This is a genomic window from Centipeda noxia ATCC 43541 (assembly GCF_000160555.1).
Lineage (GTDB): Bacteria > Bacillota > Negativicutes > Selenomonadales > Selenomonadaceae > Centipeda > Centipeda noxia.
The window spans coordinates 78142-94298 of the sequence record NZ_GG749281.1 but is presented as its reverse complement, the minus strand read 5'-3'; the positions used below and the strand labels follow the sequence as shown (position 1 = coordinate 94298).

18 protein-coding genes are annotated in these 16157 nt (G+C 59.3%); 8 read left to right on the top strand and 10 right to left on the bottom strand.

What is annotated here, in order from left to right:
• The 3 genes from HMPREF7545_RS07365 to HMPREF7545_RS07355 form a co-directional block, all read right to left on the bottom strand.
• On the bottom strand, positions 1 to 812 hold an 812-nt coding region (locus tag HMPREF7545_RS07365), incomplete at its 3' end, for a thiamine pyrophosphate-dependent enzyme (protein WP_006695077.1).
• A 1-nt stretch (position 813) separates the two neighbouring features.
• Complete coding sequence (locus HMPREF7545_RS07360; protein WP_006695076.1) at positions 814 to 1959, bottom strand: 2-oxoacid:acceptor oxidoreductase subunit alpha; 1146 nt, start codon at positions 1957 to 1959, stop codon at positions 814 to 816.
• A gap of 1 nt (position 1960) precedes the next feature.
• A complete protein-coding gene (locus HMPREF7545_RS07355; RefSeq protein ID WP_006692152.1) occupies positions 1961 to 2155 on the bottom strand; it encodes a 4Fe-4S binding protein in 195 nt (64 codons plus the stop codon).
• Between the two features lie 220 nt (positions 2156 to 2375).
• On the opposite strand from HMPREF7545_RS07355, the gene HMPREF7545_RS07350 reads away from it, so the two are divergent.
• Complete coding sequence (locus HMPREF7545_RS07350) at positions 2376 to 2828, top strand: DUF3290 domain-containing protein (protein WP_006695074.1); 453 nt, start codon at positions 2376 to 2378, stop codon at positions 2826 to 2828.
• 1 nt (position 2829) lies between these two features.
• Positions 2830 to 3474, top strand: a complete 645-nt coding sequence (locus tag HMPREF7545_RS07345) for a DUF421 domain-containing protein (RefSeq protein ID WP_006695073.1) — start codon at positions 2830 to 2832, stop codon at positions 3472 to 3474.
• 44 nt (positions 3475 to 3518) lie between these two features.
• On the opposite strand, the gene HMPREF7545_RS07340 is transcribed toward HMPREF7545_RS07345, so the two are convergent.
• From HMPREF7545_RS07340 to HMPREF7545_RS07325, 4 genes are read right to left on the bottom strand one after another with little or no spacing between them, the layout of a single operon-like run.
• Positions 3519 to 3899, bottom strand: coding sequence for a type II toxin-antitoxin system death-on-curing family toxin (locus tag HMPREF7545_RS07340; protein ID WP_006695072.1), 381 nt, complete (start codon positions 3897 to 3899; stop codon positions 3519 to 3521).
• Positions 3896 to 4138, bottom strand: coding sequence for a type II toxin-antitoxin system Phd/YefM family antitoxin (locus HMPREF7545_RS07335; protein ID WP_006695071.1), 243 nt, complete (start codon positions 4136 to 4138; stop codon positions 3896 to 3898). Before HMPREF7545_RS07335 ends, HMPREF7545_RS07340 begins: the two co-directional genes overlap by 4 nt.
• Before the next feature lie 59 nt (positions 4139 to 4197).
• Entirely contained in the window at positions 4198 to 7236 is a 3039-nt protein-coding gene (locus HMPREF7545_RS07330; RefSeq protein WP_006695070.1) for an efflux RND transporter permease subunit, read from the bottom strand.
• Positions 7233 to 8282, bottom strand: coding sequence for an efflux RND transporter periplasmic adaptor subunit (locus HMPREF7545_RS07325; protein ID WP_006695069.1), 1050 nt, complete (start codon positions 8280 to 8282; stop codon positions 7233 to 7235). Before HMPREF7545_RS07325 ends, HMPREF7545_RS07330 begins: the two co-directional genes overlap by 4 nt.
• Before the next feature lie 293 nt (positions 8283 to 8575).
• Between HMPREF7545_RS07325 and HMPREF7545_RS07320 the strand changes: the two genes are divergently transcribed.
• Together HMPREF7545_RS07320 and HMPREF7545_RS07315 are read left to right on the top strand one after the other, a co-directional pair.
• Positions 8576 to 9271, top strand: coding sequence for a class I SAM-dependent methyltransferase (locus HMPREF7545_RS07320; protein WP_006695068.1), 696 nt, complete (start codon positions 8576 to 8578; stop codon positions 9269 to 9271).
• Between the two features lie 41 nt (positions 9272 to 9312).
• Positions 9313 to 9768 carry a DUF3887 domain-containing protein gene (locus HMPREF7545_RS07315; RefSeq protein WP_006695067.1) on the top strand — a complete coding sequence of 152 codons (456 nt, stop codon included), beginning with the start codon at positions 9313 to 9315 and terminating at the stop codon, positions 9766 to 9768.
• A 66-nt stretch (positions 9769 to 9834) separates the two neighbouring features.
• On the opposite strand, the gene HMPREF7545_RS07310 is transcribed toward HMPREF7545_RS07315, so the two are convergent.
• The 3 genes from HMPREF7545_RS07310 to HMPREF7545_RS07300 all read right to left on the bottom strand — a co-directional run bounded on the left by HMPREF7545_RS07310 (position 9835) and on the right by HMPREF7545_RS07300 (position 11893).
• A complete protein-coding gene (locus tag HMPREF7545_RS07310; RefSeq protein WP_040571290.1) occupies positions 9835 to 10371 on the bottom strand; it encodes a YcxB family protein in 537 nt (178 codons plus the stop codon).
• A gap of 76 nt (positions 10372 to 10447) precedes the next feature.
• Positions 10448 to 11467 carry a hypothetical protein gene (locus HMPREF7545_RS07305; protein ID WP_006695065.1) on the bottom strand — a complete coding sequence of 340 codons (1020 nt, stop codon included), beginning with the start codon at positions 11465 to 11467 and terminating at the stop codon, positions 10448 to 10450.
• A gap of 18 nt (positions 11468 to 11485) precedes the next feature.
• Positions 11486 to 11893, bottom strand: a complete 408-nt coding sequence (locus tag HMPREF7545_RS07300; RefSeq protein WP_006695064.1) for a hypothetical protein — start codon at positions 11891 to 11893, stop codon at positions 11486 to 11488.
• A 223-nt stretch (positions 11894 to 12116) separates the two neighbouring features.
• Here HMPREF7545_RS07300 and HMPREF7545_RS07295 point away from each other — a divergent pair, with 223 nt between their 5' ends.
• The 4 genes from HMPREF7545_RS07295 to waaF are packed head-to-tail and all read left to right on the top strand — an operon-like array spanning position 12117 to position 16138.
• Complete coding sequence (locus HMPREF7545_RS07295; protein WP_006695063.1) at positions 12117 to 13643, top strand: LPS-assembly protein LptD; 1527 nt, start codon at positions 12117 to 12119, stop codon at positions 13641 to 13643.
• On the top strand, positions 13637 to 14629 hold the full coding sequence (locus HMPREF7545_RS07290) for a bifunctional heptose 7-phosphate kinase/heptose 1-phosphate adenyltransferase (RefSeq protein WP_006695062.1): 993 nt from the start codon (positions 13637 to 13639) through the stop codon (positions 14627 to 14629). The genes HMPREF7545_RS07295 and HMPREF7545_RS07290 overlap by 7 nt, the downstream gene beginning before the upstream one ends.
• Before the next feature lies 1 nt (position 14630).
• Positions 14631 to 15098: a D-glycero-beta-D-manno-heptose 1-phosphate adenylyltransferase gene (gene rfaE2, locus HMPREF7545_RS07285; RefSeq protein WP_006695061.1), complete on the top strand. Its 468-nt coding sequence runs from the start codon at positions 14631 to 14633 to the stop codon at positions 15096 to 15098.
• A gap of 14 nt (positions 15099 to 15112) precedes the next feature.
• Positions 15113 to 16138, top strand: coding sequence for a lipopolysaccharide heptosyltransferase II (gene waaF, locus HMPREF7545_RS07280; RefSeq protein WP_040571289.1), 1026 nt, complete (start codon positions 15113 to 15115; stop codon positions 16136 to 16138).
• The last annotated feature ends 19 nt before the right edge of the window (positions 16139 to 16157 follow it).

Sequence of the window (16157 nt, the reverse complement as noted above, 5' to 3'; positions counted from 1 at the left end):
ATGCCGTACTCCTCGCCCTCGCATGCGCAGAGCAGTCCGATGGGGAACTTGTCCGGCGTGCGCTTTTCGGGCGGGAGGTTGTCCCACGCCGTCTTCATGACGGCAGAATCGCGCATCCATTCGAGCATTGCGGCGGGCGAGCCCATCTTGTTCTTGCGGCCGTATGCCGTCGGGCACTGAACGATGGCCTCGACGAGTGAAAAGCCGTGGTTCTGGAGGCCTCCCTCGATCATCTGCGTGAGATGCTTGACGTGGAATGCCGTGGAGCGTGCGACGTAGGTCGCGCCCGCTGCCTCTGCAATGCGGCATGCGTCGAGTGCACGGTCGATTGTGCCGTAGGGAGCCGTTGTCGTGGATTTGCCCGGCGGCGTTGTCGGCGAGGACTGCCCGCCTGTCATGCCATAGATGTTGTTGTTGAAGAGGATGACCGTCAGATCGACGTTGCGCCGGCAGCCGTGCAGGAAATGATTGCCCCCGATGGCAGTGCAGTCGCCGTCTCCTGTGATGACGATGACGTTCAGTTCGGGACGTGCAAGCTTGATCCCTGTTGCAAAGGGAATGGCTCTCCCGTGCGCCGTGTGTACGGTATCAAAGTCCATATAGCCGGAACCGCGCGAGGAGCAGCCGATGCCGGAGACGATGACGGTATTGTCCTGCGTCATGCCCTCCGTGCTCTCGATCGTCTGCGCGATGCATTTCAGCGCCGTGCCGTTGCCGCAGCCCGGACACCACAGGTGGGGCAGGCGGTTCTGTCGAAAATACTGTTCAAAGCTGCGGTTTACTTCTGCATGCGTATTCATATCGGTGCCCATCCTAACCCTCCTCGCTCATGCGCCGAATCTCCGCCGCAATCTCCTGCGGCGTGAAGTCCAGCATATTGTACTTGAGGCACGGACGGACAGGAGTCCCGTGCGATGCGCGCGTGACCTCGCCGGTGAGCTGCCCGTAGTTCAGCTCTGCAACGAGGATTTTCTTCACGCGGTCGGCAAGTCTGCCGATCGCGGCATCGGCAAAGGGCCAGATCGTCTGGAGGCGCAGGAAGCCGACGCGGATGCCTTCGGCACGCGCCACGCGCACTGCTTCGTATGCCGTGCGCGCCGTACCGCCGTAGCTGACGACGGCATACTCCGCATCCTCCATGAAGTGTTCCTCCGTGTGGATGATCTCCTCGCCCACGCGGTTGATCTTCTCATGCAGCCGATGCAGGAGGTTCTCGGTGACGGCAGGACTGCCTGAGGGGAAGCCCGTCTCATCGTGGAGGAGGCCTGTCACATGGATGCGGTAACCGTCGCCGAAGCGTGCCACATCGGGGACGAGATCCTCGCCCACGGCAAAGGGCTGATAGCCCTCGGCGCGCGTTTTCTTCGGCAGGCGGCGCGGACAGATCTCCAGCTCGTCCGCAGAGGGAAGAACGACATTTTCGCGCAGATGCCCGACGATCTCATCCGTCAGCAGAATGACGGGCGTGCGGAAGCGTTCGGCGTAGTTCACCGCCATGACCGCCATATCGAACGACTCGCGGACGCTCCAGGGCGAGAGCGCGATCATCGGATGATCGCCGTGCGTGCCCCAGCGCACCTGCATGACATCGCCCTGCGAGGGGGCGGTCGGCTGTCCCGTCGAGGGGCCGACACGCTGGACGTTCACGAGGACGCACGGAATCTCAGCGCATGCCGCGTAGCCGATCAGCTCCTGCTTGAGCGAGAAGCCGGGACCACTTGTCGCGTCCATCACCTTTGCCCCCGCGAGCGATGCGCCGAGGATTGCGCCCATTGCGCCGATCTCGTCCTCCATCTGGAGGAATGTGCCGCCGATCCGCGGCAGCATCTTTGCCATCTGCTCCGCGATCTCCGTCGACGGCGTGATGGGGTAGCCCGCGAAGAACGTCACACCTGCGGCGACAGCACCCTCGGCGATCGCCTCGTTGCCCTGCATGAGCCTTGCTTTGCTCTCGCTCATCTCACGCCCTCCTCTCTACGAATATCGCGAAGTCGGGACAGCGCATCTCGCACTGTCCGCATGCGATACAGTCTTCCGGACGGACGGGCGTGATCTTGCCGAGAAGGCTTACCTCGAGCACCTTCTTCGGACAGAACGCTGCGCAGATACCGCAGCCCTTGCACCGTTTTTCCTTAATGTACAGCTCACCCTTCATGGCGCTCAACTCCCGCCGGGATGCGGAAACACATCCCAAATACACAGAATACCTTGCATCCGTCTTTATCCGCGCGGATGATTTCAATATTATAACAGAAGATACAGAAAAAATGAAACAGTATACATGAATACATGCGAGCTTGTTTCAAGGATAAAATGCTTGACGCACCTTCTTCTCCGTAGTAATCTGTGAACACATTGATTTAGGAGGTGCCTGTTTGACATTTTATACCTACAACTACATCACGCAGCACAGCCAGTTCAACAACGCAGTATGGTATGCGCTGTCGTTTCTCGCACTTGCGGCACTTCTTTTTGTGAGTATTAAATATCTGCGCAACCGTCTTGTGTCGCGCTACCGGGACCTCATTGTCATTCTGTTTCTCGCGGTCGCATTCCTCGGCGGGATGCAGTGGAACGATTACAACCGTACGAAGAGCGATGTGGAGGCAACCTCGCGTGTGGTGCAGTTCTTTCACACGTTCAGTGAGGATATGGGCGTGCCTGTGGAGGATGTCCGAACAAACTCCACCTATTTGAAACAGGGGATGCTCGTCGACGTGCAGGGGACGTTTTACGCGGTGACGTTCAATGCGGACTTTACCTCGTTCCAATACGAACGGACGCATCTCCTCGGCCGCGATGTGAAGATTGCGGACAAGGAGGACTGATATGTTGATCTACTCTCTGATGCTGGGCAAGCTTGCGCTCGGCCTTTTATGCCTCATCCTCCAGATCAATCTGCTCGGCAAGGGCAACCTCGCGCCGAACTCCGCGACGGATCAGGTGCAGAACTACGTGCTCGGCGGCATCATCGGCGGCGTGATCTACAACAATGCCATCTCGATTCTGGATTTCCTGCTCGTGCTCATCGCGTGGACGATGCTCGTGCTGATCCTGAAATATCTCAAGATGAACAGCGGTGCGATCAAGGACTTCGTCGACGGCAGTCCCGCCGTGGTGATTGAGCGCGGCAAGATACTCATGGATGAGTGTATGCGGCACGGAATGCTCGCACATGACATCATGCTGAAACTCCGTATGACGGGGGTCTACTATGTAAAGGATGTAAAGGATGTAAAGCGTGCCGTGCTTGAGCCGAACGGGCAGCTGACCGTCATCCAGTACGGCGAGCAGAACGCGCGCTATCCGATTATCCTTGACGGGCAGGTGGATGAGGATATTCTTGAACTCATCGACAAGGACCGCGACTGGCTCAAGGGCGAGCTGAGCATGGCGGGCTACGAGCCGAAAGACATCTACATCGGCGAGTACAAGGACGGCACACTGATTGTCCATCCATATGAGAATGTGTGAGGAGACAGATAAAAACACCCGACTGCTGAAGCAGTCGGGTGTTTTCATGCCTTTTTATGCTGATGAATCCACGTGAGAAGTTTTTCCTGTGAGATCTTTCCGGAGGCGACTTCCAGAATAATGGTATAGAGTTTCTTCTGCGTGTATTGAAGGAAGACCCCATTCAGTGCCAGAAACACAAGCATTGTATGTGCACCGATGCGCTTGTTGCCGTCAATCATCGCGTGATTTTCAATCAAGCCGTATCCAAGACGTGCGGCTTTCTGTTCGAGCGTAGGGTACAAATCTGTGCCGTCGAAGGACATAAATGGCGCAGCCAGGGCAGCGTCGAGGAGTGTCTCATCGCGAACACCATAACTGCCGCCAGTCGCATTGATGAGTTCCATGTGCATCTGAAGCACCTGCTGCTTTGTCAGGCGGATCATTTTGCCAGCACCGCGTATGCGTCTCGGTTTTCCTCCATCAGCTTGCGCGAAACGGCAAGCACATCCGCATCTGACAAGGATTCATTACGATCAACCTGCTGAAAGTCAATGACGAGGTAGCGCGGAGCATTGTTCTTTAGAATGACCGCCGATCCTTTTTCATCGACGAGCCGTGCAACCTTGGAAAAATTTTGATTTGCCTCGGTCATGGAAATCATCGTATCGGTATTGATATTCATGAGTCCGCCTCCTTTTATTCAGTATAGCATAAATATAGGATAAATACAACCTATATTGCTTACTCCTTTACCCGATACGCGACTGCATACATGACGGGCAGCACGAGCAGGGTCAGCACGGTTGCGACGATGAGGCCGCCGGCGATGGCGACGGCCATGGGGCCCCAGAAGATGCTGCGCATGAGGGGGAGCATGCCGAGGATGGCTGCGGCCGCGGTGAGCATGATGGGGCGGAAGCGCAGGATGGCCGAGTCGATGATGGCGTCCATGGGCTTTTCACCGGCCTCCTCATGTTTTTTGATCTGGTCGATGAGGATGACGGAGTTGCGGATGATCATGCCGAAGAGGGCGAGGACGCCGAGGTAGGCGACGAAGCCCATCGCAGAGTTCGTGAGGAGCATGGCAAGCACGACGCCGATGAGGCCGAGCGGGGCGGTGAGGAGGGTGAGCACCATCTTGCCCATGGTGCCGACCTGGATCATGAGGAGGGTCATGATAATGAAGACCATGGCAGGAATGGGCTGCATGAGGTAGCCCATGGAGTCGGCAGAGTCCTCGAGTGCGCCTGCGGTCTCGATCGTTGTGCCCGCAGGAAGGTTCGCACGGAGTTCCTTGGTCGCCTCATAGGCGCGCATGGCGGCGTCATTGCCCTCGCCCTTCGTGATCTCCGCCTGCACCATGATGGTCGGGCGCAGATTGTGGCGCTTGATGAGTCCGTCCTCCGCCTCATAGGAGAGGTGTGCGATCTGCGCGAGAGGGACGTAGCCGCCGCTCGTCGCGATCGGAAGCTCACCGAGACGTTCGAGGTTTGTACGATCCGCATCCCTGAGGCGCAGGACGATGCCGATGGTGCGGTCGCCCGTGTAGAACTCCGCTGCCTGTGCGCCTGTGAGTTCGGTGTAGAGCATCTGCTTGACCGTTTTTGCGCTGATGCCGTAGAGTTTCAGCTTTTCCTTGTCAAAGTCGATGCGGACCGCCTTTGCCTTCTCCGTCCAGTCGAGATGGACGTTCGTCACGTTGGGATCGGAGGCGACGACAGCGGCGACCTCTTCGGCGAGCTTGCGCACCTCGTCCGTTGTGGGCGCGGAGACGCGCAGCATAACGGGAAAGTCGACGGGCGGACCGGTCTGGATGTATTGCGTGGATACCCGCACGCCGCTGAGCTCATTGCAGCGTGCATCGGCGATGATATCGGCAAGCTCCTCGCGTGCAGCGGTATCGTTTGCCGTGATGACGAACTGTGCTGTGTTCGCAGCGTCGGCCTTCGGGTCGACGGGGAGGACGAACCGCGGCGTGGACTGTCCGATGTAGGCAGCGTAGTTCTGGATCTTGTCCGTATGCGTGTTCAGGACCGCCATGAATCGATCTGCCTCTGCCTGTGTAGCCTGGATGGATGCGCCTGCGGGCAGGGTGAGGCGGACGAGCAGTTCGGGACGCAGGGAGGGCGGGAAGAAGGTCTGCTTGATGTGCGGGAAGGCGATGAGCGACAGGATAAAGATGACCGCGGTGCCGATGAGCACAACGGCGCGGTGGGCGAGGAAGAGTGTCAGCACACGCCGAAAGAGCCGGTAGAACCGGCTGGCATAGGGATCGTGCGCCGCTTCGCCGTCCGCATTTTGCTTGACGCGGATCAGATAGTATCCGAACAACGGCGCGACCATGACGGAGACGATCCAGCTCAGAACGAGCGCAATGCCGATGACGGGGAAGAGTGCGGCGCAGAACTCGCTCGCCATGCCCTTGGAGAAGGCGACGGGAATAAAGCCCGCGCAGGTGATGAGGGTGCCTGTGAGCATGGGCTTGGCGGTCTGGGTAAAGGCGTAGCATGCGGCGTCGAAGCGCCCCATGCCGCGCTCGAGCTGGACGCTCATCATCTCGACGGCGATGATGGCGTCGTCGACAAGAAGGCCGAGGGCGATGATGAGCGCGCCGAGGGAGACCTTGTGCAGGTCGATGCCGAGGAGGTACATGAAGACGAATGTGCCCGCGAGTACGAGCGGGATGCAGCCCGCGACAACAAGCCCGGTGCGGAAACCGAGCGAGAGAAAGCTGACGGCGAGTACGATGATGATGGCGAGTGCGAGGGTTTCCACGAAGTCGTGGATGGAGCTCTGCACGACGGCGGGCTGATTCGACACCTCGTGAAGCTCGGCGCCGAGCGGGAGATCCTGCTGAATCGCGGCGGTCAGTTCTTTGAGATGTGTGCCGAGGGCGAGGATGTTGCCGCCGTCCTCCATGGAGACGGCAATGCCGACGGCGGGGGCACCATTATAGAACATCTTCGGATCGGGCGGGTCGATTGTTTTGCGCTCGACACTTGCAATGTCGCCGAGGCGGAATATTTTCCCGTTCGCGGCGATGGGAAGCGCACGGATGTCCTCGATGTTCTCGAATACGCCGGAGGCGCGGAGATGGACGGTGTCGCTTGCAGTCTCAAGGGTGCCGCTCGTCATCATGGCATCCTGCGCGCTGAGCGCGTCCGTGATTGTTGTGGGCGGAATGCCGAGCTGCGCAAGGCGTTCGAGGGCGATCTCTACGTAGATGCGCTCGCGCTGCGCGCCGACCAGGACGACCTTCTGCACGCGCGGAACGGCGAGGATGCGGCGCCGCGCATCCTCCGCCATGGCACGCAGTTCCTCGTAGGAGTAGTCCGCGCCCGTGATGGCGTAGACGGAGCCGTACACATCGTCAAAGCGGTCGTTGTAGTAGGGGCCGTAGACACCGTCCGGCAGGTCGTGCTTTGCATCTTCGCCGAAATTGCGCACGTCGCGCCATGTCGGGCGAATCTGGGAGGCGTCGAGTTCATCGCGCAGCTGGAGGTAGATGATGGTCTGACCCGCGCGGGTTTCACTCATGATCTTCTTGAGCCCCGGCGTATCCTGAAAACGCCGCTCGAGTTTATCCGTGACCTGCTCCTGCATCTCCTCCGCGGTTGCGCCCGGCCATGCGGCGGAGATGACCATCTGGCGGATGGTGAAGGCGGGGTCCTCCATGCGGCCAAGCGACTCATAGGCGAAGATGCCGCCCAAGGCACAGACGATGATGAAATACCAGACGAGCGTGCGATGGCGCAGCGAGAGTTCGGTGAGGTTCCTCATTTCGTCCGCACCTTCTCTCCCTCACGGAGCTGGTGAACGCCTGCCGTTACGATGACGGCGCCCTGTGCGAGACCCTCAACAACGGCGTCGTTGGCATAAAATGCCGTGACCGTAACAGGCTGGAGATGTACGATGCCGTCCTCAACGACGTAGACCCCCGCCTGATCGCCTGTTTGATAGAGAGCAGAAAGCGGGATCACGGCGCCGGCGGCAGCCTTCTCGGTGAGATGGACACGCGCCGTCATGCCGAGCGGGAGGTCGTCGGGTGCGTTCGTGAGCGCAATGCGCGCGGTATAGGTACGGCTGGCGGCGTCAGGGACAGGGGAGATCTCGCGCACATAGCCGGACAGCATCGCACCTGTTGCCCACAGGGAGACAGCGGCGGGCATTCCGACAACGACCTCGGAAAGGCGGCTCTCGGGAATGGAGATTTCGATCTCCCGCTCGCCCTCCTGCGTCAGCGTCAGAACGGTCTGCCCTGCGGCGACGACTTGTCCCTCCTCTGCTGCAATGTTCGAGACGACGCCGTCCGCGCCTGCGATGAGGTTTGTGTAGCCGAGCGCGTTGCGGCTCGTCGCATCCTGCGCGACCGCCTGCCGATAAGCCGCTTCGGCGGCCCGCTCGTTCGTGCGGTACTGATCGAGCATCGCCGCAGAGATCGCCTGCGCGGCATAGAGTTCCTCGTAGCGTGCGCGCTCCGTGCGTGCGAGCTCATAGCGGGAACGTGCAGCGGCAACACCTGCACCCGTGGCATTTGCCTGCTGCTGCACATCGCGCGCGTCAATGACCATGAGCACGTCGCCTGCGCGGACATGTGCGCCGGCATCTACATTGCGCGAGAGGATCTGTCCGCCGACCTGAAAGGCGAGCCGTGTCTCGTAGCGTCCGCGCACGGTGCCGCTGTATCCTGTCTCCGTCGAGGATACGTCGCCGACCGTCATCGTCCGTACGAGGGGCGGCTGCACCTCCGCCGTATCGCTGCCGCAGCCGGAAAGAACTGAGAGTGCCGCCGCGAGAATGACTGTGAGATAGAAACGCTGCTGCATGGTGAATCTCCCTTTCGTACCGAATAAGTTATGTAGATTTTACCACTGAACCTGGAGCGTGTCCATAAGGAGGGAATTTGAACCCCTGCGGATTTTGTGTTAGAATAACTCTCGATAGTACAGAGGAAGAACGGATCAATGCAGAGCTGTCGTATCGGTGTTCAATTTCACTCTGCCGCCACCGACAAATCCTTCGCAGAGCACTGCTTTGCGGAGGGAGTGCCGTCTTGGCAGGAAAATCTGCGCCGATCGGACGGCATTCATTTATCCGTGCTTCCTCGGGAAAGGATGTCATGATGGACGAGGAATTGCGGCGATATGAGAAGATTCGCGGCGCGTATCGTTCGGTGGGGCGGCTGGCAAATCTCTACGACGGGATGATGACCTACTCGACATGGTCGGGGAAACTCATCTCGCGTCTCGTGTGGGGGCTTGATCGGGACGGTGTGAGCCGCTATGTGGGGCTGGCGCTGCGCGCGGCGCATGCCGGCTTTGCGGGACGGCTTCTCGAAGTGCCTGTCGGGACCGGCTGCCTTTCGCTGCCGGTTTACGCTGAACTGCCCGATGCCGATATCACCTGTCTCGACTACTCGCCCGCGATGCTCGCTGCGGCGCGTGCGCGGGCAGATGCGCTCCATATCCGCAATGTCGCGTTTGTGGAGGGCGATGTCGGGCAGCTGACCTTCGAGGATGATTTCTTTGACGCGGCAGTCTCAATCAATGGATTCCACGCGTTCCCGGACAAGGATGCCGCGTGGAGCGAGCTGCACCGTGTGCTGCGCCCCGGCGGACGACTGACGGGCTCGGTATTCGTCCTCGGCGGGAATCCGCGTACGGAGTTCGTTGTGACGCAGCTCTATACGCGCATGGGATTCTTCACGCCGCCGTATGATACGCAGGAGAGCCTGACGAAGCGTTTGAGCGCGCTCTATCGTGAGGTATCGGTCGAATGCGTCGAATCGCTTGCATGTTTTTCCTGTGTGAAATAGGGAATGTCATATGGTTACCGTTTTGCGAAGGAGGATGACTTATGAAATTTCGTACACTTTCACGTATTGTTGCTGCTGCATTCATCGCGGGCGGCGCCTATGCCGCAGCGCCGGCAGCCTATGCGGAAGATGCGCCGCAGCCTGCCGCTGAGCAACCGGCGCAGGCAAAGTCGCCGTTTGACGAAAAGGTTCTGGAGCAGCATGTGATGGCGACGGTTGCGCGCTTTGAAAAGGGTGATATCGACGGTCTGCAGGCGGAGGCGACGCAGGATATGCGCGCGCAGCTGACGGCAGATCAGGTCAACGCGGCCAAAGCACAGTTTGCGCCGAAGTGGGGGGCGCGTGTCAGCAGCGGGAAGATGTATATGACGGCCGGACAGGAGAACGGCGCATGGTTTGCGGTCTGCGAGATCGCGGTCGGCTACAAGGAGACTGCGGTGGTCTATCGTCTCAGCTATGATGCGAATATGAATCTTGCGGGGATCTTTATCCGCTGAGTATATTTTCCGTATAAAGAGGGCCCGCACGGCATTGCCGTGCGGGCCCTTTGTGCTGTAAAAACGTTATCCTGTCTGCTGTATCTTTGACCGAATGAATTCGAGAAAGCGTGATTTCTCTTCCGCAGAGGAGAAGATACGGTTCGGCAGGATGATTGCTATGATTGGAGAAGTATAGAGATATATTCCGTGCTCCGCTTCGATGATCTCAGTGAGCTTTGTGTATTTCGTTTTGATCTCTTCATATTCTGTTCGATCCAGAAAGTCGTTTTCGTCGAATGTCATTGTCCGCACGCCGAAGAAATGCTCTTTTCCCTTTCCTTGAATGATTTTTCTAATCTGCTTTGCGATTATTCTATCATGTGCTTTTTTTCTTGTGATATACATGTAGGTGAAGAGTGTGAGAATGAGTGTTATAACCACAGCGATCGGATCTACGTAATCCGTCTTCAGTGTATTTAGCAGGAGCGCCAGAAATGGGATGATGGCGGTAAAGCCCAAACGTAGGGCTTTTTCATAGCGATATTGTCCCTTGTTGTTTCTGTGGAAGATACAGAAGTCAATATAGTCTTGTTCGGTAAAATCGAATGTAAGTGTGAACACAGTGCGTTTCCTCCGTAATCTTTCCTGCGCAAAATAAAGAGCGCTGCCCACTCGGTGCAGCGCTCTTTATTTTGCGTTACGCCGCGTCGTTGTAGACGCTGTTGTCGTATCCTTCGTCGTTCGTCGTCGTTGTGTCAGACGTGCGCGCCGCCGTCGACTGGAACGGTGCGGCGCTGTCGTAGGTGGTCTGCACGCCGTAGAGGGTCGTCTCATCCTTTGTCTGGATATAGAGCTCCGTGCCTGCTGGATGATCGACGTTCTTGCCGCGCACGAATGCGCCGGCAACGACGCCGATGGGGCCGAGAACGGCAATGCCCGCGAGCGATGCGCCCGCTGCCATCGCGAGATGCTCCATTTCCTTCTTTGCCTCTTCGCCGATGTAGGTCGTCACATAGGTGCCGTCGAGCGCTTTTGTGCTCTTGAAGTCGATCTCGACCTGTGCGTTGCGGCCGAAGTTGCGTGCCTGGCGCACCTTTGTGACCGTGCCCTCGCCGCGCGAGCCCTTCGTGAAGACGAGGGTATCGCCGACGAAGACATCGTCCGCAACCTGGTATTCAATGGTATCGCCGACCTTGAGATCCTTTGCGTTGACCGGGGTCACGAGCGCGATCTTGATGAGGGTGTTCGCGGGGACGGAGACGGAGGTGACGGGGATATCCTTCGTGCCGAAGGAGGCCATCGACAGTGCGGAGATGCGTTTTTTAAACGTGCCTTCGCCGGTCTTGCCGAGCAGTGCCATCTCCATCTCGCTGATGCGCTCCTGTACGGAGCGCATGCTTGTCTCATGGTTGATGTTCCACTCGATGGCGTTGAGGTCCATCAGGACGGAGGGCGTTGTGCTGTTCGTATAGACCTCGTCGTAGATCGCGTCGATGCGGGACATGAGGCTCCCGCTGCGGTGGCTGCCGTCATAGTCGCGTTCGAGGCGATTGACGCGGTCAATGAGCGCGCCCGTCTGCTCTCTGCCGTAGGTGTCCTGCTCGATGAGTGCGAGCTTGGACTGGACGGCGTTCGGCGGCTCCGCTGCAAATGCCGTGCCCACGGATGTGAGTGCGAGCACGAGGGTCAGCGCGAGCGCACATAGTTTCTGTCGCATGGATTGATCCTCCTCCTGTTATGCTGTCTGCTGCTTTTCTGCGAGCAGCTCCTCGATAAAGTCCACGATACCCCGCATCGGCGAAGCGGGCGTATAAACCTGCGGTGCATCCATGCCCTGCATCGTACGCAGAATCTCCTTCGTATCATAGACCTCGACGCGTGCGTCAAAGATCCGATACGTTCCCGCCTGATGGTTGAAGCGCGTGTGATAGAGATAGAGGCGATTCTCCGCCGCCTTGATGACGGCGACGACGGCATCGAACTCTGTGTCTGAGACGCGGGCAATGCTCGCGGCATCCACATAGTAGCCCGTATCGTCCTCTGCGTCGACGAAGCGCATATCCTCTGCTGCCTCGCACACGCCGCAGCACGCAATAAAGAGAGCGATGGCAAGCAGAAAACTGCCCGCCGTGAAACGCTGCATCTGTGCAACCGCCTCCTTTCCGTATGAGTCCTCTCCAATTCGGGTCTATTATAGTGGAAAAGTTTTTGCGCGTCAAATTTATCTTGGGATTAGAATGTACGGGCCTGTAAGGGGGAAGCCCCGGAAAGGCCCTCTTTTAGGTTGCGAAAATTCCGTTTATGATGTAGTATAATAACGTCTGATTACGATATGAAGCACTGAGAAAAGACAGGAGAACGCGCCGATGACCATAGCTTTGAAAACGCGCATCCTATTCGCGCTGACTGCCGCCTGCACCGTCCTCCCGAGCAGCGTCGATGCCGCATACACCGGGGACGGCGATACCGGCATTCAGCGTTTGGACTTTATCGAGAACCGCCGCCGCGAAGAGCGGGCGAACCGCCTCACAGAGGAACAGGAGAAGCTGCTTGCCGACGTGCAGGCGATGCAGAAGTATCTGCGCCATCCCGTAAAGAAGGATGAGCCGTCCCCCATCGCGTTCGAGGGCGACGACCTCACCTATGATGAGCGTACGGGCGAGTTCACGGCGAAGGGGCATGTGGATGTCGTTCAGCTCGAGGCACGCCGTTTTCAGGGGGACTATGTCGAGGGCAATACGACGACGGGCGATGTCTCCGTTCCCGACCGCGCGCATGTGCTCCAGATGACTGCGGGCACATCCCGCGTGACGCTCGACGGCTTCCGCATCAAATACAATTACCGTACGCACGAGGGAACGATGGCCGAGGCGAACGGCAAAGTCGGCGCGTACTACATGACAGGAAAGCGGTTCGAGTTCTATCCGGACAAGATCATCGTCTATGACGGTACGCAGACGAAATGCTCTGCGAAGAAGCCTGACTACCATCTGAGCTCGGATGTGGCGGAGATCTATCCCGGGAACCGCATGGTGCTGACCAATGTGAAATTCTGGCTGAAGAATAAGGTCATCTTTACGAAGAAGCGCCACGAAGTCGACGCATCGAAGCCCATCCAGCGGAACTTTCCGCGTGCCGGCTATGACAGTGATGACGGCCTCTGGCTGGAGCAGACGTTCGAGCAGGAAGTCGCTCCGAGGGTCACCGCCGCCGCCCATCTCCAGGTGACAACGCAGAACGGCTGGCGCAGCCACTACGATCTCGGCTGGGAGAACCGCGGAGCGAGCGCCCTGCTCACCTACGGCAACTTTGAGGACGGCGACAACGAATGGATCAAAAAGGAGCCGTCGCTCATCCTGGGCTATGCACAGCGCCTCGGCAAGATGCCGATCAGCTACAACCTCTATTCGGAATACGGGCGCTGGTACGGCAGCGGCATCCACAGCAATCATTGGAAGTACGGCATCTCACTCGTGCACGATACGATTCCGTTCCACGGGTTCGGGCTGGATCTTGCCGCGGGGTACTCCGTCACGCGTGAGAGCTACGACCATTCACGCGTGCAGGGCGTGAATGCGAGCGTCTTCCTGACGAAAGAATTCAACAAACGCTTCGCTGCCTACGTCGGCGGCATCTATACGAAGAGTACGAAGCAGAACGCACTCTTTTCCTTTGACCAGGAGGACTACTCCAAAGTGCTGCAGGCGGGATTCAGCTACCGCATCGACGAGCGCAACCGGATTGCCGTCGGCACGAAGTACGCGGTTGAACCGCATGAGTGGACGGATGTAGACTACTATTGGTTCCACGACCTGCACTGCTCGCAGATCATTCTGCGCTACCGCTCCAAGCAGAATGCGTGGAAGATCAAATGGGAGTTCACCCCATGGTAAATGCGATTGCGCAGATGAGCGGCACCCCCGTGCTCATCATCGGGGACATGGTGGCCGATGTCTATCTCGACGGTGCGATTGCACGCATCTCGCGCGAGGCGCCCGTGCTCGTGCTCGATCAGGTGGAGGAGCGTGTTGTTGCAGGCGGCGCGGCGAACGTCGTCAACAATGCGGCGACGCTCGGCGGCACGGCCTATGCTGCGGGGGTCTGCGGAACGGATACGAGCGGGGATGCGCTCCTCGCTGTGCTCGCAGAAAATGCCGTGCGCACGGAGGGCTTCGTCCGTGATGCAGCGCATCCGACCATCACCAAGACGCGCATCATTGCGGGCGGGCGGGCGACCGTCAGCCAGCAGATCGTGCGCGTTGACCGTGAGTGGCACACGGCGCTTGCGCATGAAACGGAGGAGGAGCTGCTTGCGCAGATTCGTGCATTGCTCCCGCGGGTGCGCGGTGTGGTGCTCTCGGACTACGGCTCAGGAACGGTGACGGCGCGTGTGCGCCGTACGGTCATCGATGCGGCGCGCGCGGCGGAGATCCCGAGCATCGTGGACTCGCGCTATGACATCCTCCGCTACGAGGGCATCGGCTATGTAAAGCAGAACGACGCGGAGCTCGCGGCGGCGCTTGGCCGAGAGCTTCGTTCCGAAGAGGATATCCATGCGGCAGGGCGGGAGCTGCGGGAACGTCTCGGTGCTGACGGCGTTCTGATCACGCGCGGCGCGCAGGGGATGACGCTCTTCCTCTCCGACGGCTCCGCGACGAATATTCCCGTCAGCGATCACAGTGAGATTTTCGACGTCTCGGGCGCGGGGGATACCTGCGTCGCCGTGATGATTCTCGCCCTCGCAGCGGGGGTTGATCCGCTGACGGCCGCGCACCTCAGCAACATTGCCTCCGGCATTGCTGTGCGCAAGCGTGGGACGGCAACGGTCGCGCAGGAGGAATTGCGCGGCGCTCTCGCTGCGATCGAAGGGGGATGCTGATATGCTCATTCCAAGCGAGTACATCGAAGAATTTGCTGCTGCGCTGCGCGCTGCGGGCGCGCGTGTCGTCTTTACGAACGGCTGCTTTGATATTCTCCACGCAGGCCATGTACGCTATCTCGCTGCGGCCCGGGCACGCGGCGATGTACTCATCCTCGGGCTCAACAGTGACGATTCCGTGCGGCGGCTCAAAGGCGAGGCGCGCCCGGTCAACGGGCAGAAGGACCGCGCAGAGGTCGTCGGCGCGCTGAGATCTGTGGACTATGTGACAATCTTTGAGGAGGACACAGCAGAGGCGCTGATCGCAAAGGTGCGGCCTGCAGTCTACGCAAAGGGCGGCGACTATACACGGGAGACGCTCCCCGAGGCACGCGTCATTGAGGCATACGGCGGCGAGGTTGCCTTCATTCCCCTCGTTGCGGGCAAGTCTACGACGGGGATCATAGCAAAGGCCGGCCGCAGGAAGTGAAAGGAGGGCAGGGCATGAAGAATATTCTGGTCGTCAAGCTCAGCGCAATCGGCGACGTGATTCATGCTCTGCCCGTTTCGTATGCGATCAAGGAAACCTACCCCGACGCACACCTGACTTGGGTGGTCGAACCGACCGCCTATCCGATTCTCGAGGACAATCCCTACATCGACGACATCATCCTCTTCGAGAAGGCGAAGTTCCGCAGCCTCGGCGGCTTCCTTCATGCGATCGGCCCCCTCCGCCGGCGCCTGCGCCGGCGGCGCTATGACGCCTCGCTCGATCTGCAGGGGCTCTTTAAATCGGCGGCCATCGTGTTCAACGCGCGGGTCAAGCGGCGCATCGGGACAGCAAACATGCGCGAGGGAGCCAATCTCGTCAGCCGGCCTGTGAAAGGAGCGCATGCGCACGGGCATATCGTCGAACGCTATCTCGACGTGGCGCGCGCCCTCGGGTGCCGCGTCGATGAGGTGCGCTTTCCTGTCGCCGTCTCCGCACGCGATGCGAATGCGGCGGAGATCGTGCTCGCGCGTGAGGGCGTTCCGGAGGGGCGGCGCTTCATTGCGCTCGCCATCGGCGCGAATTGGCCGAACAAACGCTGGCCCGCGGAACACTTTGCGGCGCTGTCCAATCGCCTTTACCGTGCGCATTACATTCCTGTGCTGGTCGGCGGCGGGCGCCTCGACGAGACGCTGGCGCAGGATATCATGGCCGCGGTCGAGATTCCGCCCATAAACCTCGTCGGCCGTACGAATCTAAAGCAGCTCGCGCATATCTTCACGCGCGCGTCACTCGTACTCGGCGGCGATACGGGGCCGGTTCATCTTGCGGCGGGGCTCGGCACGCCGACGGTTATGCTCATGGGGCCGACGGATGCGAACCGCAACGGCCCATACGGACAGCTGGAGAACGCCATTGAGGTCGACCGCCGCTGCCGTGCCTGCTGGAAGCGCGCCTGTCCGAAGGGATTCGACTGCCTGGCGATCATTACACCGGAGGAAGTCATCGCAAAGATGAGGCCTCTTCTTCAAAAGAGATAGGCGGCGTGGTCCTGCGGCG

What these genes read in the sequence shown, in the direction of transcription:
- HMPREF7545_RS07360 (WP_006695076.1), bottom strand. Translation starts at nt 1,959, where the DNA reads ATGAGCGAGAGCAAAGCAAGGCTCATGCAGGGCAACGAGGCGATCGCC.
- HMPREF7545_RS07355 (WP_006692152.1), bottom strand. Translation starts at nt 2,155, where the DNA reads ATGAAGGGTGAGCTGTACATTAAGGAAAAACGGTGCAAGGGCTGCGGT.
- HMPREF7545_RS07345 (WP_006695073.1), top strand. Translation starts at nt 2,830, where the DNA reads ATGTTGATCTACTCTCTGATGCTGGGCAAGCTTGCGCTCGGCCTTTTA.
- HMPREF7545_RS07340 (WP_006695072.1), bottom strand. Translation starts at nt 3,899, where the DNA reads ATGATCCGCCTGACAAAGCAGCAGGTGCTTCAGATGCACATGGAACTC.
- HMPREF7545_RS07335 (WP_006695071.1), bottom strand. Translation starts at nt 4,138, where the DNA reads ATGAATATCAATACCGATACGATGATTTCCATGACCGAGGCAAATCAA.
- HMPREF7545_RS07330 (WP_006695070.1), bottom strand. Translation starts at nt 7,236, where the DNA reads ATGAGGAACCTCACCGAACTCTCGCTGCGCCATCGCACGCTCGTCTGG.
- HMPREF7545_RS07325 (WP_006695069.1), bottom strand. Translation starts at nt 8,282, where the DNA reads ATGCAGCAGCGTTTCTATCTCACAGTCATTCTCGCGGCGGCACTCTCA.
- HMPREF7545_RS07320 (WP_006695068.1), top strand. Translation starts at nt 8,576, where the DNA reads ATGATGGACGAGGAATTGCGGCGATATGAGAAGATTCGCGGCGCGTAT.
- HMPREF7545_RS07315 (WP_006695067.1), top strand. Translation starts at nt 9,313, where the DNA reads ATGAAATTTCGTACACTTTCACGTATTGTTGCTGCTGCATTCATCGCG.
- HMPREF7545_RS07305 (WP_006695065.1), bottom strand. Translation starts at nt 11,467, where the DNA reads ATGCGACAGAAACTATGTGCGCTCGCGCTGACCCTCGTGCTCGCACTC.
- HMPREF7545_RS07300 (WP_006695064.1), bottom strand. Translation starts at nt 11,893, where the DNA reads ATGCAGCGTTTCACGGCGGGCAGTTTTCTGCTTGCCATCGCTCTCTTT.
- HMPREF7545_RS07295 (WP_006695063.1), top strand. Translation starts at nt 12,117, where the DNA reads ATGACCATAGCTTTGAAAACGCGCATCCTATTCGCGCTGACTGCCGCC.
- HMPREF7545_RS07290 (WP_006695062.1), top strand. Translation starts at nt 13,637, where the DNA reads ATGGTAAATGCGATTGCGCAGATGAGCGGCACCCCCGTGCTCATCATC.
- rfaE2 (WP_006695061.1), top strand. Translation starts at nt 14,631, where the DNA reads ATGCTCATTCCAAGCGAGTACATCGAAGAATTTGCTGCTGCGCTGCGC.
- waaF (WP_040571289.1), top strand. Translation starts at nt 15,113, where the DNA reads ATGAAGAATATTCTGGTCGTCAAGCTCAGCGCAATCGGCGACGTGATT.